The following is a 14370-nucleotide window of genomic DNA, read 5'->3' as shown; positions in this document are numbered from 1 at the left end:
ATCCATACAAGGGGGCGGGATACGGTGGTCGGCGTGCAGGCACTCGAACTCGCCGACTACCGCGCGGCGGTGGCCCGGATCTACCTGACCGCGACCGATCTCCGGGACTTCCGCGCCCGGCGCGACGAGCTGTTCGCGTACCACCCGCAGTCGCCCATCCCCAGCCCGGGCGACTTCGACGGCCTGTCCTACTTCCCGCCCAGCGACGAGTTCCGCGCCGAGGTGGAGCTGCGGCCGGCGCCGGGCGGGATCGAGATCGACACCGGCGGCCCGGACGGCGTCTGCCGCTACGACCGGGTGGGGATCCTGGACACCCCGTGGGGCGAGCTGTCGCTGTGGTGGCTGGCCGCGTACGGCGGCGGCCTGTTCCTGCCGGTCCGCGACGCCACCTGCGGCCAGCAGTCCTACGGGGGCGGCCGCTACCTGACCGACACGGTGAAGGGCACGCACGGGCGCGGGGTGGAGATGGTCTCCCCCAGCCGGGTGCTGCTGGACCTCAACTACCTCTACAACCCGAGCTGCGCGTACGACGACCAGTGGCTCTGCCCCCTGGCGCCGCCGGAGAACAGGCTCACCGTCCCGATCACCGCGGGCGAGCTGCGGTACCACTGAAGCGGCGTCCGATTCGTACAAGACGCGGCGCGGCCGGGTTCCTACGATCGGGCCATGGACGACGTCTTCGCCGCCGCCGAGCGGTTCCTGCGGGCCGAGGCCCGGCTGCTGGAGCAGCGCCTGTTCGACACGCTCTTCCACGGCGCCCCGGCCGGCGGCGTGGTCGACGCGCTGCGCGGCTACCAGAACGAGGACGGCGGCTTCGGCCACGGGCTCGAGCCGGACAAGTGCTGCCCGGCCAGCCTGCCGCTGGACGTCGAGATCGCCCTGCGGCACCTGGTCGCGGCCGGCGCGAGCGACCCGCGGATGGTGCGCCGGGCGGCCGACTTCCTGGGGGCCGTGGCGGTCGACGGGGCGGTCCCGCTGACCACGCCCGTCATCGAGGCGTACCCACGGGCCGAGCACATGACGGACTGGACCTACGTGCCCGGGCTGAACCCGACCGCCGGCCTCGCCGCCCTGTTGTACCAGCTGGACGTCGCGCACCCGTGGCGCGACGCGGCCACCGGCTACTGCTGGCGGGCGCTGGAGGACGGCCCGCCGCCCGAGGACGTGCACGCCGTCCTGGAGGTGCTCGCCTTCCTGGCCCACGTGCCCGACCGGGAACGGGCGGACCGGCACGCCGCCGCCGTGGCCGAACGGCTGCGGACCGCAAAGATGTTCCACCTCGACCCGCACGCCGAGGGGTACGGCCTGACCCCGCTGCACTTCGCCCCGGCGGCCGACTCCCGCTGGCGCCCGCTGTTCACCGACGCGCAGCTCGACGGGCACCTCGACCACCTGCTGGCCGACCAGCAACCGGACGGCGGCTGGCCGCTGACCTGGGAGCCGCCCAGCGCGGCCGCCCGGCTGGCCTGGCGCGGCATGGTGACCCTGGAGGCGCTCCGGACGCTGGACTCGTACGGCCGGCTGCGACGATGAGCGCATGCGTGCGGTGATCTACGACCGATTCGGTGAGCTGCCGGAGCTTCGCGACGTGCCCGACCCGGCCCCACCGGACGGCGGTGTCGTGGTCGCGGTGCGGGCCACCGGGCTGTGCCGCAGCGACTGGCACGGCTGGCGGGGACACGACACCGACATCCGGCTGCCGCACGTGCCCGGGCACGAGTTCGCCGGGGAGATCGCCGCCGTCGGCGCCGGCGTACGGGACTGGCGGGTGGGCGACCGGGTCACCGCGCCGTTCGTGTGCGCGTGCGGGAGCTGCCCGGCCTGCCTCGCCGGGGACCAGCAGGTCTGCCATCGCCAGGAGCAGCCCGGCTTCACCTACTGGGGCTCGTTCGCCGATCTCGTGGTCGTGCCGCACGCGCAGACCAACCTGGTGCGGCTGGACGACCGGGTGGGCTACGCCGCGGCGGCCACGCTGGGGTGCCGGTTCGCCACGGCGTTCCGGGCGGTGGTGGCGCAGGGCCGGGCCCGCCCCGGCGAGTGGGTCGCGGTGCACGGGTGCGGCGGCGTCGGCCTGTCCGCGGTGATGATCGCCGTCGCGGCCGGCGCGCGGGTGGTCGCGGTGGACGTCTCGGCCGAGGCCCTCGCCCTGGCCCGCCGCTTCGGCGCCGAGGCCACCGTCGACGCCGCGACGCCGCCCGCGCCCGCGATCCGCGAGCTCACCGGCGGCGGCGCGCACCTCTCCCTCGACGCGCTGGGCAGCCAGGCCACGCTCACCGCCTCGGTCGAGGGGCTGCGCCGGCGCGGCCGGCACGTCCAGGTGGGCCTGCTGCCGGCGGCGACCGGCCGGCCCACCGTGCCGATGGAGTTGGTCGTCGCCCACGAGCTGGAGATCCTCGGCAGCCACGGGATGGCCGCGCACGCGTACCGGCAGCTGCTGCCGCTGGTGGGGACCGGCGCGCTGCGCCCCGCCGAGCTGATCACCGGGGAGCTCGCGCTGGCCGGCGCCCCGGCGGCGCTGGCCGCGATGGACCGGCCCGGCCCGGCGGGCATCCAGGTCATCGTGCCCTGACCGGCTCGTACTTTGGGACGATCTGGCGGCCGTACCCCTTCCGTACGATCAGCGGGTGCCCGACTTCCTGCGTTCCCTCTGGGCCGAACCCCGCTCCCCGCACCCGCCCGCGCGGGTGTGGCGGGACTGGGCGCTGGTCGCCGTCCTGGTGCCGCTCGCCGTGCTCGAGGGCCTGCTGCGCCCGGAGCTGTCCTGGCGCGTCGTTTCGGTGGCCGTGGTCGTCGCGCTGGTGCCGACGCTGCTGTGGCGGCGGACCCGGCCGCTGCTGATGCTCGCGATCGGTTTCGGGGTCAGCGGGGTGCTGCCGGTGTTGCTGCCCGGGGCGGCGCTGGAGACGTACACGATCGCCTTTCTCCTGATCCTGCCCTACGCCCTGGTGCGCTGGGGTTCCGGCCGCGAGGCCGTGCTGGGCGCGGCCGTGGTACTCGGCAAGGTCGGGCTGACCGCGGCGTCGGGGCAGCTCCGCGCGGCCGACCTGGTGGCCGGGTTCGCCGTGCTGTGCGCGACGGCCGCCCTCGGCCTGGCCCTGCGCTACCGCGCCCGGGCCCGGCAGCGCGAGCTGGCACAGGTCAAGCTGCTGGAACGCGAACGGCTGGCCCGGGACCTGCACGACACCGTCGCGCACCACGTGTCGGCGATGGCGATCCGGGCCCAGGCCGGCCTGGCCCTGGCGCCGACCGACCCGGCCGCCGCCACGGACGCGCTGCGCGTCATCGAGGCCGAGGCGTCCCGGGCGCTGGCCGAGATGCGCGGCATGGTCCGGGTGCTGCGGCACGACCGGCCGGCCGAGCCCGCCCCGGCGCCGCGGCTGGCCGACCTGGCCACGCTGGCCGAGCCGGCCCGCTCGGGACCGCCGGTCGAGGTGGGCGTCAGCGGCGACCTCGGCGACGTCCCGGCCCCGGTGGGCGCCGCGATCTTCCGGCTGGCCCAGGAATCGGTGACCAACGCCCGGCGGCACGCCCGGCACGCGACCCGCATCGAGGTGCGGGTCAGCGCCGATCCCACGGCGGTGCGGCTGCGGGTCACCGACGACGGCGAGGGCGGCGGGCGGCCGGCCGGCGCTCCCGGGTACGGGCTGCTGGGCATGGCCGAGCGCGCCGGGCTGCTCGGCGGCACGTGCGAGGCCGGCCCCGACCCGGTCCGCGGCTGGACCGTGACCGCCGTGCTGCCCCGTAGCGGCGCGCCGGCGTGAGCGTCCGGGTGCTCGTCGCCGACGACCAGGAGATCGTCCGGACCGGGCTCACCATGATCCTCAACTCCCAGCCGGGCATCGAGGTGATCGCCGAGGCCGCCAACGGCCGGCGGGCGGTCGAGCTGGCCCGGCGCCTGCGCCCGGACGTGTGCCTCTTCGACATCCGGATGCCCGGCGTCGACGGCATCGCGGCCACCCGCGCGCTGGCCGGCCCGGACGTCGCCGACCCGCTCGCGGTGGTCGTCATCACGACCTTCGACCTGGACGAGTACGTCTACGCCGCCCTGCGCGCCGGCGCCCGCGGCTTCCTGCTCAAGGACGCGGGAACGGCGATGCTGGCCCAGGCCGTGCACGCCGCGGCCGACGGCGAGGCGCTGATCGCGCCCAGCATCACCGCCCGGCTGCTGGAGTCCTTCGCCAGCAGCGGCCCGGCGGCGGCGGTGCAGCTGGTCGACCCGCTCACCGACCGCGAGGAACAGGTGCTGACCGCGGTGGCGCGCGGGCACACCAACGCCGAGATCGCGGCCGGCCTGCACATCACCCTCAGCACGGTGAAGACCCACGTCACCAGCCTGATGAACAAACTCGGCGCCCGGAACCGGGTGGAGATCGCGATCTGGGCGTACGAGACGCACCGGGTGCGCCGGCGCTGACGCCGAAAGTACGGCCGGGTCACCGGACCGGGGACGGATGAGCCGGCCCGCGCCGGAGGCCACGATCGGTGCCATGACGAACACCTCCTCCCGGGCCGAGTGGCGGGCGACCGCGGGCCTGCTGGCGCTCAGTGCCGTACCCGTGATCGCCGGGTCCGCCCGGCTGACCGAGCTGGCCACCGGCGCCGAGGTCACGCCGGCCAACGCCCGGTTCCTCGCGGTGCCGCTGCCCGTCGTGGCGCACATCATCGGCGCCACCCTGTTCTGCGTGCTGGGGGCGTTCCAGTTCCATCGCGGCCTGCGCCGGCGGCGGCCCCGCTGGCACCGGATCACCGGCCGGCTGCTGGTGCCGTGCGGCCTCGCCGCGGCGGGCTCCGGCATCTGGATGACGCTGTACTACCCGCTGCCGGCCGTCGACGGCGCGCGCTTCGGCGTCCTCGGCGTGTCCCGGCTGGCCTTCGGCGCAGTCATGGCGGCAGGGATCGGGTGGAGCGTCGTGGCGATCCGCCGGAAGGACATCGTCTCGCACCGCGCCTGGATGATCCGGGCGTACGCCATCGGGCAGGGCGCCGGCACCCAGGTCCTGACCCACCTGCCGTGGGTGCTGGTCGCCGGCCAGCCCGGCGTCGGCGCCCGGGCGGTGCTGATGAACGCGGGCTGGGTGATCAACGTGGTGGTGGCCGAGTGGCTCATCCGGCGGCGTCCCGCGCGGCCGGCCAGGCCGGTCTCACGAGGTTCTTACGGTGACCCCGCACGCGTCGCGGCGGACCGGCCCGCCCTGCGCGGCTGAGCACGGTCCGCGTGCGGGGTTCAGGCGGTGATGCGCTCCAGCCACTCCGCCAGCAGTGCCTTCTCCCCCGCGCTGAGGCTCTCCACCTCCGGCAGCGCCGCCCGCAGGGCCACCGCCGCCGTCACCGGCCCCGGCTCCCGGCCCACGGGCTGGTCGGTGCTGATCGCCGCGATCACCGCCTCCCGGGCCGTGGCCGACAGGTGGGGCTCGCGCTGCTCCCGCGGGGTCGCGATCAGGGCCAGGGTGGTGCCGGAGCCGGCCGCGTGCACGAGCGCCACGGCCAGCGACTCGGTGACGCGCAGGCGCCCCGCCGCGGCGATGCGGCGGATGTGCCCGGCGAGGACGTCGGCCGCCGCGCGGGTGGCCGCCGAGACGGCGCCGTCGGTGCGGGGGCGGCCGTACATGAGCGTGTAGAGGGCCGGGTTCGCCAGGCCGAGTTCCACGTGCAGGTCCCAGCCGCGGCGCAGGTCGGCCACCGGGTCGTCGGACTGCGCCGCCGTGGCCTTGGTGGCGAGGTATCCCCGGAGCCCGTGCACCGCGATGGCGTCGAGCAGTCCCTGCTTGTCGCCGAAGAACCGGTAGATGGTCGGCGGTTGCACCCCGGCGGCGGCGCTCACCGCGCGGGTGGAGACGGCTTCCTCGCCGCCCCGGGTCAGCAGGTCGAGAGCCGCCGCGATGATCCGCTCACGCGTGCCGTCAGTCACAGCACCGATGATAGCGCAAAGCTGTTTCCATTGGTATTTCCAGTGGTACGGTCTCACTGATATCAACGGAAAGGACCAGACATGATCATCGTTACCGGAGCGGGCGGCCAGCTCGGCGGCGCCGTCCTCGCCGAGCTGCTCGGGCACCTGCCGGCCGAGCAGATCGGCGTCAGCGCGCGCGAGCCGGGCAAGCTCGCCGGCCTCCAGCAGCGGGGCGTGCGGGTACGCCCCGGCGACTTCGGCGACCCCGCCGGCCTGGAGCACGCCTTCGCCGGCGCCGCCACCGTGCTGATCGTCTCGGCCAACAGCACGGGCGCGGATGCCGTACGCCTGCACAGCAACGCCATCGCCGCCGCCGCAGCAGCCGGCGCGAAGCGGATCGTCTACACCAGCCACATGGGCGCCGGCCCGTCGTCGCCGTTCCCGCCGATGCCCGACCACGCCGCCACCGAGGAGGTCCTGCGCCGCTCCGGGGTGGCGTACACGTCGCTGCGCAACGGCTTCTACGCCAGCACGGTCCCGCTGCTGCTCAGGGCCGCCCTGGCCACCGGCGAGCTGCGGGTGCCCGAGGACGGGGCCATCGCCTGGACCACCCACGCCGACCTCGCCGCGGCCGCCGCGCGCATCCTCGTCGACGAGCCGTTCGACGGACCCACCCCGCCGCTCACCGGCCCGGAGGCGGTCGACATGACCCGGGTCGCCGAGATCGCCGCGCGGATCACCGGGCGGCCGGTCCGGCGGGTGGTCGTCCCGGACGAGGAGTACCGGCAGGGGCTGCTCGCCGCCGGGCTGGAAGTACCGGCCGCCGACATGCTCGTCGGGCTGTTCGCCGCCAGCCGGCGCGGCGACTTCGGCCCGGCCGGTCCGGCGCTGGCCGGCCTGCTCGGCCGGCCCGCCACCACGATCGAGGACTACCTGCTCAGCGCGCTGGCGGCCGGTCCGGGGCGATGAGCGACCACACCTCGGTGTCGTGCCGGACGCCGCGGTAGAGGAACTCGCCGCGCAGCACGCCGTCGCGGCGCATGCCCAGGCGGCGGGCGACGTTCGAGCTTGCCGTGTTGTCCGGACGGCAGCGCCACTCGACGCGGTGGATGCCGCGGACCTCGATCGCCCAGTCGATGATGAGCCGCATCGACCGGGTGATCAGGCCGCGGCCGGAGCCGGCCGGCTCCAGCCAGCAGCCGGCCTCACAGGTGCCCGCCGCCGCGTCGAAACGCACGAACATCACGCCGCCGACCAGCGTCCCGTCGAGCCAGATGCCGTACAGGCGGCCGGCGTCGGCCGCCGCCTTGTCCGCGTACCGCTGCAGGGTCGCCGTGGCCGACGCGAGGTCGGTGCTGATCCCGGCCCACGGGATCCACGGGTCCACTGTCGCGCGAGCCCGGTCCATGTGAGCGAGGAATTCGGGCGCCTGCCACGGTTCCAGCGGCCGCAGCTGCGCGCCGTCGCCAAGATCGATCGCGTACATCCGGGCAGCCTACCCAGCCGCGACAACCAGCCCGGGCGTCGCGACACCGATCGGGCCGCCGTACTCGGTCGCCGCCTCCGCCACCGCGGCCGCGTGGTCGGCGCCCGGCCACAGGTGGGTGAGCAGCAGGTGGCGTACGCCGGCCGCGCGGGCCTGCCGGCCCGCATCCCGCGGGCCGCTGAGCAGACCCCGGGCTTCCTCCGGTACGGCGCCCGGATGCGTCGCGTCGGCGATCAGCAGGTCCGCGTCCCGGGCCAGCGCCACCACCTCCGGGCTGGGCCCGCAGTCCCCGGTGTACGCGAGCACCCGCCCGCCCGCGGCCAGCCTGATCCCCGCGTTCGGCACCCAGTGCGGCAGCAGCCGGGTCGACGCCACGAACGGACCGACCCGGAACGACTCCCCCGCCGCGATCTCGTGCAGCTCGTACGCGTGGTCCAGCATCCCCGGCCGGTCCAGCGCCAGGACCGCGTCCAGGGCGCCCGGCGGGGCGTACACCGGCAGCGGCGGCAGCGGTTCCGGACTCATCGCCCGGGCCCGCAGCAGCGGGTTCAGGTCGGCGCAGTGGTCGGGGTGGCCGTGGCTGATGAAGACCGCGTCGACCGGGCCGGGCAGCCGGGGCATCGTGGCGTAGCCCAGGTCCAGCACCAGCCGGAACCCGTCCCGCTCGACGACGTAGCCGCTGCAGGCCGAGCCCGCCTCGGGCCACGCGCCGCAGCCGCCGAGCACGGTCACGCGCATCACCGGCCACCGCTCAGCGGATTCACAACAAAAGGCCGCATAGTGGAGAGCGCCCCCGTCCGGCCTTGGAGGTCCCCATGGGTCTTGTGCTCGCGCTCGTGAGCCTGGTGTTGCTGCTGGTGCAGGTGCTGCTGATCGTGCGGGCGGTGCTCGACTGGACGGTGACGCTGGCCGGGCCCTCGGCATACGGCTCGGTCCGCTCCCGGCTCACCGCCGGGGTGTACGCGGTGACCGAGCCGATCCTCGCGCCGGTCCGCCGGGTCGTGCCGCCGCTGCGGCTCGGCGGGGTGTCGCTGGACCTGGCGTTCATCCTCGTCTTCCTGGCCATCGTGATCATCCGCTCGCTGATCGGCTGATCCCCGGCCGGTCCGGACACGGCGGGTCGGCGCGACCAGAGCCCGGTCGGCCCGGCCAAAGCCGCGGCGGGTCCGCGCGGCCATTAACACGACCGACCGGCGCGGCCCGGGGCTCAGGCGGGCTCGGGCACGTTCCCCGGGTCGCCGTTGGGCACGTTGCCCGGGTCGTCCGGACCCGGCATCGGCTCGACCGGCGCCGGCGGCAGCGTCTCCGGCGTGTCCGGGGACAGCTCGCCCGGGTCGTCCGGGACGGGCTCACTCGGGTCGATGGGCGGGTAGTTGTCCGGGTCAGGACCTGGCTGCACCATGGCCACCAGTGTGCCCGACCGGCCGCCCGAGCCGAAGTCCCGCCGGTCCCGGGCGCGGCGGCAGCGCGACGAGGGCCAGCGCGAGCAGCGCGGCGCCGCCCACCGCGAGGCTCACCGACGGGAACACGGTCAGCAGGAACTCGGCCAGCTGGACGCCCGGCCGCCGCGGATCGTGCGCTGTCATCAGCACGGCCATCGCGGCGTAGCCCAGGGTGAGGGCGGTGACCACCACCGCCGGAGCACCGGCGACCAGGCTCACCGCGGGCCCGTGCCGGCGGAACCGCCGGTGGGCGAGCCGCACCAGCAACCCACCGAGCGCCGCCCCGAGCAGGAACCCGGCCACGGCGAGCACGCCGGCCAACGGCGACGTGAGTTTCGACGCCACCACGGTTGCCCGGACCCCGCCGCCCGCGTCCGCGATCTGCAGGCCGACGGCCAGACCGTCGCGGGTGAGGTCGCCGTCCCGGTCCGCGCGCCATCCGGCCGCCGCGAGCCGGTCGCGCGCCCGCGCCTCGACCGCCGGCGCGGACGTGCCGGACAGCTCGTAGGTCACCGTGACCACGTCCGTGCGGTCCGGCGCGGAGTCGTAGGACACCACGCCGTCGCCGTCGTCCTCGGGGCAGAAGAAGTCGCAGACCACGACCGGTCCGGGCCGGTCCAGCGGGCGCTGCCCGATCGCCGTGACCGCGGCGGCGACCGCGTCGGCCTCGGCCGGCGGTCCGGGAAAACCGCTCAGCCGTACGGCGGCCGCCGACCCGAGGGCGCCGGCGAGCAGGGCGCCCGCCACGCCGACCGTCCGGGCCCACGTCACCACGCGTCGCATGGCCTCAGCCTGGCACACCGGCACCCGTCCGGACAGCGCCGGCGGCTCGGTTCAGGCGCCGACCTCGCCGTCGATGCCCTCGCGCAGGAAGTCCGCGTGGCCGTTGTGCCGGGCGTACTCGTGGATCATGTGGAGCATGACCAGGCGCAGCGAGACCTTCTCGTCCCACCGCGCCTGGTAGCCCGTCACGTCGAGCGACTCGGCCGCCCGTTCGATGCGGCGCGCGTGCTCGACCTCCTCCTGCCACGCGCCGAACGCCTCGGCCCGGCTGGACGCCGACGCGTCGTACGCGGCCTGGAAGTCGCCCTCGGCCGACCAGCGCAGCGGGACGTCCTGAGCGTCGATCACCCGGCGGAACCAGGTGCGCTCGACCTCGGCCATGTGCCGGACCAGGCCCAGCAGGCTCAGCGTGGACGGCGGCATCGACCGCTGCCGCAGCTGCTCGTCGGTCAGGCCCCGGCACTTCATCTCCAGCGTGGCCCGGTGGTAGTCCAGGAACGCGCGCAGGGTCTCGCGTTCCCCGCCGAGCAGCGGCGGTCCGATCCGGTCGTCGGGCACGGGAACCTCATTCGTTGCGGGCCGCCTCCGGTCCGGTGATCCGGCGCAGCAGCGGCATGGTGGAGGCGATCACGGCGAGCGACGCCGCGAGCCCGCCGACCACGATGGCATAGAACGACACCCCGGGCGGGCTCAACGACAGCTCCATCTGGCCGGTCAGGAACAGCTGCGCCGCCAGCAGTCCGGCGCCGAGCGCGACCAGGCAGGCCAGCACCAGCGGGGTGACGCTCTCCAGCGCGACCACCCGGCGCAGCGTGCCCAGCGGGACGCCGGTGAGCCGCAGCATGCTGAACGGGCGCTTGCGCTCGCTGAGGCCGCCCGCGACGCTCACCGCCAGGCTGCATCCGGCGATGGCCAGGCTGACCAGGATGACGACGTCGGCCAGCCGCCGCCAGCCCTGGAAGACCTTGGTCGCCTCGGCCTGCCACTCCCTTTCGGAGTAGGGCGAGTACAGCATCGGGTGGGCGAGCTGCAGGACCGTGCGGGCCCGTTCCAGCGCGGCGACCGAGCCGTCCGTCACGGTGACGATCGACTGGGCCCGGAAGGTGCTCAGCCGGGCCGGGTCGACGTCCGCGGCCGGCCACGGCCCGGTCCATTCGTCGGGGCCGGACAGGTCGGGCCAGACCCAGGCGGTCCGCGCCCCGGCGGCGCACCGGGTGACGCCCGGCAGCCGGGCGATCTCGTCGCACGACGCCAGCACGTACGGCCCGCCGAACGAGTCCGAGGGGGACTCGGGCACCGGCACGCCGGCCGGCGGGAGGCGGGTCACGACGCTGGCCCGCACGCCCGGCTGCGCGGCCAGGCCGGCCGGCACCGGGTCGCCGGCCGGGGCCGTCTCCTCGTCCCGGAACAGCGTGTACAGGGTCGCGACGTCCGGGTCCGCCCGCGGGCCGCGGTCGGCGGAGATCGACCCGATGACGCCGACCGCCACGCTGGTGACGAACAGCGCGAGCACCAGGCCGCTGACCGACCGGAACCCGGCCCGCGGGTCGTCGGCCAGCCGGCGGGCGGCGATCAGCGCCGCGGGCCGGCGCGCCCGGCGGGCGACCAGCCGGGAGCCGGCCATCGTCAGCCAGGGGCCGGCCGTGACCAGGCCGATCAGGATGGTGAAGATGCCGGACAGGTAGGCGGCGATCTGCCCGTTGGTGGTGTCCGGCCGGCGGCCCACGAAGTACGCCATCTCGGCCAGGCCGGCGGCCAGCGGCACCAGCCGCCACGCCCGCGGCGGCCGGGGCGTGACCCGGCGGCTGACGCCCAGCGGGGAGATCCGCACCCGGCGCAGCGCGAGCCGGGCGGCCAGCGCGGCGATCAGCGGCACGCCCAGCCCGACGCCGAGGACGGTGACCGGGTCGAGCGCCAGGTCCGCGGGGAACATCGGGGCGCCGGTGAACGGGATCCCCGCGACGGCGTCCCGGAACAGCAGGAACAGTGCGAAGCCGAGGACCGTGCCGGCCAGCGCGGAGACCGTCGACTCGACGGCCGACACCACCGACACCTGCGCGGGGGTCGCGCCGACCAGCCGCATAGCCGCGAACCGCTGCTCGCGCCGGGTGGCGGCGAGCCGGGTGGCCGTGCTGATGAGGATGAACAGCGGGAAGATCAGCGCGGCCGCGACCACCGACAGGATGAGCTGCAGCCCCGAGGACGGGATGCCGGACCAGCACCCGCGCGGGCACCGGGTCGGCGCGGTCGTGGCGATGGTCCCGACCCGGGAGACACCGGCGCGTCGCGACAGCTCGGCCGGCGCATAGCCGACCACGGCGACCAGCGAGTCCGGCGCGGGCAGGGCGCGGGGCCCGATCGTGCCGGCCAGGCGCCGGCCCGGGAAGCGGTCGGCCAGCTCCGCGGCCGGGGTCGCCGCGATGAGCCGGGCCAGCTCCGGCGAGGCGAAGTACTCCCCCGGCCCGGGCAGGCGGGGCAGGCCCGGGGGCACCGGCGAGCGCGGGCCGGTCGCGGCCAGGTCGACCCGCCCGATGGTACGGCGATCGAAGCCGTCCACCCGCAGCTGCCACCAGAGCGGATCCACGCCCCGTTCGGCGCCCGGCGCGTCCGCCGAGTTGGCCCACCCGTACCGGTCGTTCTGGCTGGTCACGCCGTGCAGCCCGGTGAGCGCGACCAGCAGCAGGCCCACCCCGAGGGCCACCGACAGGGCGATCACGGCCAGGCGTACCGCCGCCTCCCGGCCGCCGGCCAGGGTGAGCCGCAGGCCGAAGCGGATCATGCGATCGCCTCGGCGGTCAGCGTGTGCACCTTGCCGTCGCGGACGATGACCTCCCGGCCGGCGTACGCGGCCACCCGCGGCTCGTGGGTGACCAGCACGACGGTGGTGCCCTGCTCGCGGGCCGCGCCGACCAGCAGGTCCATGACGTGCTCGCCGGTGAGCGAGTCGAGCGCGCCGGTCGGCTCGTCGGCGAACAGCACCCGGGGCCGGGCCACCAGCCCCCGGGCGAGGGCGACGCGCTGGGCCTGGCCGCCGGAGAGCTCGCCGGAACGCCGCTCCTCGAGCCCGTCGAGCCCGAGCCGGGCGAACCAGGTGCGGGCCTCGGACACCGCGGCGGCCCGGCGTACGCCGCTGAGCAGCAGCGGCAACGCCACGTTCTCCTGCGCGCTGAGCTCGGGGACGAGCTGGCCGAACTGGAAGACGAAGCCGAACTCGTCGCGCCGCAGGGCGCTGCGCCCGGTCTCGCCCAACCGGTCGATCCGCCGGCCGGCGAAGCGGACCTCGCCGGCGTCGGGCACCAGGATGCCGGCCAGGCAGTGCAGCAGGGTGGACTTGCCGGAGCCGCTCGGTCCCATGATCGCCAGCAGCTCGCCCTCGGCGACGGCGAGGTCGGCGCCGCGCAGCGCCGGCGTCTCGCCGAAGGACAGCACGACCCCCCGAGCCTCGAGAATGCTCATGAGTGGACCTGCTCGGCCAGGGCGCCCAGCCGGGCGGTGGTCAGCTCGATCCAGCGCAGGTCCGCCTCCAGGTGGAACAGGCCGTGGTCGGCGAGCAGGGAGTCGACCAGGCTGCCGCCGCGCTTGATCTCGGTGAGCTCGCGCATCCGCCGCAGGTGGGCGGCGCGCTGGGCGTCGAGGTAGGTCTCGGCGTCGCGGCCGAGCATGAGCGCGAGGGTCACCTTGGCGAACAGCACGGTCTGCAGGTGCGGCTCCGGGGCGACCGGCTGGGCCAGCCAGGAGTCGACCTCGGTCGCGCCGAGCTCGGTGATGACGTAGCGCTTGCGGTCGGGGCCCTCGCCGGGCTCCGGGTCGCTGATGACGACCTTGCCGTCGCGGGCGAGCCGGGACAGCGTCGAGTAGACCTGGCCGAACGACAGCGGCTTGCCCCGCCCGAAGTAGGCGTCGTAGTCGCGCTTGAGGTCGTAGCCGTGGCTGGGTTCGCGTTCGAGGAGCCCGAGGAGGGTCAGCGGCACTGTCATGCCGCCACTATACGCCGAGAGTATACGCCGAGGGAATAGTCAGTCGGCCGCGCCGGAAGCCGCACCACGGCATGCGTCAGTTGGCTAGCGTCCGAACCCATGGCCGAGCAGACGACGCGATTCGTCGGGGCCTGCTGCTCTACGGGCCGCCGGGCACCGGCAAGACCCACACCGTCCGCTACCTGCTCGGCGCGCTGCCCGAGCTGACGGTCATCCTGCTGGCCGGACCGTCCATCCAGTACGTCTCGGAGGCCGCCCAGATGGCCCGCGCCCTGCAACCGGCGCTCGTGGTGCTGGAGGACTGCGACCTGGTGGCGGAGAGCCGCGACCACTTCGCGGGCGAACAGCCCTTGCTGTTCGCCGTGCTGGAGGCCCTCGACGGGCTGAGCGACGACGCCGACGTGGCGTTCCTGCTCACCACCAACCGGGTGGACGTGCTGGAGCCGGCGCTGGCCCAGCGGCCCGGGCGGGTGGACCTCGCGGTAGAGGTGCCGCTGCCCGGCCGGCCGGCGCGCCGGCTGCTGATCGCCCGGTACGCCCACCGGCTGCCGTTCAGCGCGGGGATCCTCGACGAGGTCGCCGACCGCACCGAGGGCACCACCGCCTCGTTCGCCAAGGAGCTGGTGCGCCGGGCCGTGCTCATCGCCGCCGAGGCGGGCCGGGAGCCGGGCGACGCCGACCTGCGCCAGGCGGTGGACGAGATGCTGGACGAGGCGCAGAACGTCACCCGGGCCCTGCTGGGTGGCGGCGACGCGGAGCCGGCCCGCGAGGCATGACAAATATCAGTGGCTG

At 75.5% G+C, this 14370-nt stretch carries 18 protein-coding genes; 9 read left to right on the top strand and 9 right to left on the bottom strand.

Annotated elements, in window-relative coordinates; all coding sequences use genetic code 11:
• The first annotated feature begins 33 nt into the window (after nt 1–33).
• The 6 genes from Ani05nite_RS06980 (at nt 34) to Ani05nite_RS06955 (ending at nt 5204) form a co-directional block, all read left to right on the top strand.
• On the top strand, nt 34–612 hold the full coding sequence (locus tag Ani05nite_RS06980; RefSeq protein WP_203766121.1) for a DUF1684 domain-containing protein: 579 nt from the start codon (nt 34–36) through the stop codon (nt 610–612).
• A gap of 54 nt (nt 613–666) precedes the next feature.
• Nucleotides 667–1533 carry a hypothetical protein gene (locus Ani05nite_RS06975; RefSeq protein ID WP_203766119.1) on the top strand — a complete coding sequence of 289 codons (867 nt, stop codon included), beginning with the start codon at nt 667–669 and terminating at the stop codon, nt 1531–1533.
• Nucleotides 1534–1537: 4 nt separating this feature from the next.
• Nucleotides 1538–2569, top strand: coding sequence for a zinc-binding dehydrogenase (locus Ani05nite_RS06970; protein WP_203766117.1), 1032 nt, complete (start codon nt 1538–1540; stop codon nt 2567–2569).
• A gap of 55 nt (nt 2570–2624) precedes the next feature.
• On the top strand, nt 2625–3761 hold the full coding sequence (locus tag Ani05nite_RS06965; RefSeq protein WP_203766116.1) for a sensor histidine kinase: 1137 nt from the start codon (nt 2625–2627) through the stop codon (nt 3759–3761).
• Nucleotides 3758–4414 (top strand): response regulator, encoded by a 657-nt coding sequence (locus Ani05nite_RS06960; protein WP_203766114.1) that lies wholly within the window; start codon nt 3758–3760, stop codon nt 4412–4414. The genes Ani05nite_RS06965 and Ani05nite_RS06960 overlap by 4 nt, the downstream gene beginning before the upstream one ends.
• Nucleotides 4415–4487: 73 nt before the next feature.
• Nucleotides 4488–5204, top strand: a complete 717-nt coding sequence (locus tag Ani05nite_RS06955) for a DUF2306 domain-containing protein (protein ID WP_239129428.1) — start codon at nt 4488–4490, stop codon at nt 5202–5204.
• Between the two features lie 20 nt (nt 5205–5224).
• On the opposite strand, the gene Ani05nite_RS06950 is transcribed toward Ani05nite_RS06955, so the two are convergent.
• Nucleotides 5225–5908: a TetR/AcrR family transcriptional regulator gene (locus tag Ani05nite_RS06950; protein WP_203766112.1), complete on the bottom strand. Its 684-nt coding sequence runs from the start codon at nt 5906–5908 to the stop codon at nt 5225–5227.
• Between the two features lie 81 nt (nt 5909–5989).
• Here Ani05nite_RS06950 and Ani05nite_RS06945 point away from each other — a divergent pair, with 81 nt between their 5' ends.
• A complete protein-coding gene (locus Ani05nite_RS06945) occupies nt 5990–6859 on the top strand; it encodes an NAD(P)H-binding protein (RefSeq protein WP_203766111.1) in 870 nt (289 codons plus the stop codon).
• Here Ani05nite_RS06945 and Ani05nite_RS06940 read toward each other — a convergent pair.
• Nucleotides 6828–7376: a GNAT family N-acetyltransferase gene (locus Ani05nite_RS06940; RefSeq protein WP_203766110.1), complete on the bottom strand. Its 549-nt coding sequence runs from the start codon at nt 7374–7376 to the stop codon at nt 6828–6830. The genes Ani05nite_RS06945 and Ani05nite_RS06940 overlap by 32 nt on opposite strands.
• Nucleotides 7377–7385: 9 nt before the next feature.
• Nucleotides 7386–8114 (bottom strand): MBL fold metallo-hydrolase, encoded by a 729-nt coding sequence (locus Ani05nite_RS06935; protein ID WP_203766109.1) that lies wholly within the window; start codon nt 8112–8114, stop codon nt 7386–7388.
• Between the two features lie 77 nt (nt 8115–8191).
• Between Ani05nite_RS06935 and Ani05nite_RS06930 the strand changes: the two genes are divergently transcribed.
• Nucleotides 8192–8470, top strand: a complete 279-nt coding sequence (locus Ani05nite_RS06930) for a YggT family protein (RefSeq protein ID WP_203766108.1) — start codon at nt 8192–8194, stop codon at nt 8468–8470.
• 113 nt (nt 8471–8583) lie between these two features.
• Here Ani05nite_RS06930 and Ani05nite_RS06925 read toward each other — a convergent pair whose 3' ends face one another.
• The 6 genes from Ani05nite_RS06925 to Ani05nite_RS06900 are packed head-to-tail and all read right to left on the bottom strand — an operon-like array spanning nt 8584 to nt 13578.
• Complete coding sequence (locus tag Ani05nite_RS06925) at nt 8584–8778, bottom strand: hypothetical protein (protein ID WP_203766107.1); 195 nt, start codon at nt 8776–8778, stop codon at nt 8584–8586.
• Nucleotides 8759–9601: a hypothetical protein gene (locus Ani05nite_RS06920; protein ID WP_203766106.1), complete on the bottom strand. Its 843-nt coding sequence runs from the start codon at nt 9599–9601 to the stop codon at nt 8759–8761. The genes Ani05nite_RS06925 and Ani05nite_RS06920 overlap by 20 nt, the downstream gene beginning before the upstream one ends.
• A 51-nt stretch (nt 9602–9652) precedes the next feature.
• The gene (locus Ani05nite_RS06915) at nt 9653–10159 is read right to left on the bottom strand and encodes a DinB family protein (RefSeq protein ID WP_203766104.1); all 507 of its coding nucleotides are present in this window, start codon (nt 10157–10159) and stop codon (nt 9653–9655) included.
• A gap of 7 nt (nt 10160–10166) precedes the next feature.
• Nucleotides 10167–12380 carry an FtsX-like permease family protein gene (locus tag Ani05nite_RS06910; RefSeq protein ID WP_203766103.1) on the bottom strand — a complete coding sequence of 738 codons (2214 nt, stop codon included), beginning with the start codon at nt 12378–12380 and terminating at the stop codon, nt 10167–10169.
• A complete protein-coding gene (locus Ani05nite_RS06905; protein WP_203766102.1) occupies nt 12377–13057 on the bottom strand; it encodes an ABC transporter ATP-binding protein in 681 nt (226 codons plus the stop codon). Before Ani05nite_RS06905 ends, Ani05nite_RS06910 begins: the two co-directional genes overlap by 4 nt.
• Nucleotides 13054–13578, bottom strand: a complete 525-nt coding sequence (locus Ani05nite_RS06900; protein WP_203766101.1) for a PadR family transcriptional regulator — start codon at nt 13576–13578, stop codon at nt 13054–13056. The genes Ani05nite_RS06905 and Ani05nite_RS06900 overlap by 4 nt, the downstream gene beginning before the upstream one ends.
• Before the next feature lie 80 nt (nt 13579–13658).
• On the opposite strand from Ani05nite_RS06900, the gene Ani05nite_RS06895 reads away from it, so the two are divergent.
• Nucleotides 13659–14354, top strand: a complete 696-nt coding sequence (locus tag Ani05nite_RS06895; protein WP_203766100.1) for an AAA family ATPase — start codon at nt 13659–13661, stop codon at nt 14352–14354.
• Nucleotides 14355–14370 lie beyond the last annotated feature (16 nt).

The organism is Actinoplanes nipponensis, from assembly GCF_016862275.1.
Classification (GTDB): Bacteria; Actinomycetota; Actinomycetes; order Mycobacteriales; family Micromonosporaceae; genus Actinoplanes; species Actinoplanes nipponensis.
The sequence above is the reverse complement of the archived record's forward strand: the minus strand, read 5'-3'. Positions and strand labels throughout refer to the sequence as shown.

Excerpts from the sequence above, each read along its gene's own strand:
- Ani05nite_RS06975 (WP_203766119.1), top strand. The coding sequence starts at position 667 with ATGGACGACGTCTTCGCCGCCGCCGAGCGGTTCCTGCGGGCCGAGGCC.
- Ani05nite_RS06970 (WP_203766117.1), top strand. The coding sequence starts at position 1,538 with ATGCGTGCGGTGATCTACGACCGATTCGGTGAGCTGCCGGAGCTTCGC.
- Ani05nite_RS06955 (WP_239129428.1), top strand. The coding sequence starts at position 4,488 with ATGACGAACACCTCCTCCCGGGCCGAGTGGCGGGCGACCGCGGGCCTG.
- Ani05nite_RS06945 (WP_203766111.1), top strand. The coding sequence starts at position 5,990 with ATGATCATCGTTACCGGAGCGGGCGGCCAGCTCGGCGGCGCCGTCCTC.
- Ani05nite_RS06940 (WP_203766110.1), bottom strand. The coding sequence starts at position 7,376 with ATGTACGCGATCGATCTTGGCGACGGCGCGCAGCTGCGGCCGCTGGAA.
- Ani05nite_RS06935 (WP_203766109.1), bottom strand. The coding sequence starts at position 8,114 with ATGCGCGTGACCGTGCTCGGCGGCTGCGGCGCGTGGCCCGAGGCGGGC.
- Ani05nite_RS06930 (WP_203766108.1), top strand. The coding sequence starts at position 8,192 with ATGGGTCTTGTGCTCGCGCTCGTGAGCCTGGTGTTGCTGCTGGTGCAG.
- Ani05nite_RS06925 (WP_203766107.1), bottom strand. The coding sequence starts at position 8,778 with ATGGTGCAGCCAGGTCCTGACCCGGACAACTACCCGCCCATCGACCCG.
- Ani05nite_RS06920 (WP_203766106.1), bottom strand. The coding sequence starts at position 9,601 with ATGCGACGCGTGGTGACGTGGGCCCGGACGGTCGGCGTGGCGGGCGCC.
- Ani05nite_RS06910 (WP_203766103.1), bottom strand. The coding sequence starts at position 12,380 with ATGATCCGCTTCGGCCTGCGGCTCACCCTGGCCGGCGGCCGGGAGGCG.
- Ani05nite_RS06905 (WP_203766102.1), bottom strand. The coding sequence starts at position 13,057 with ATGAGCATTCTCGAGGCTCGGGGGGTCGTGCTGTCCTTCGGCGAGACG.
- Ani05nite_RS06900 (WP_203766101.1), bottom strand. The coding sequence starts at position 13,578 with ATGACAGTGCCGCTGACCCTCCTCGGGCTCCTCGAACGCGAACCCAGC.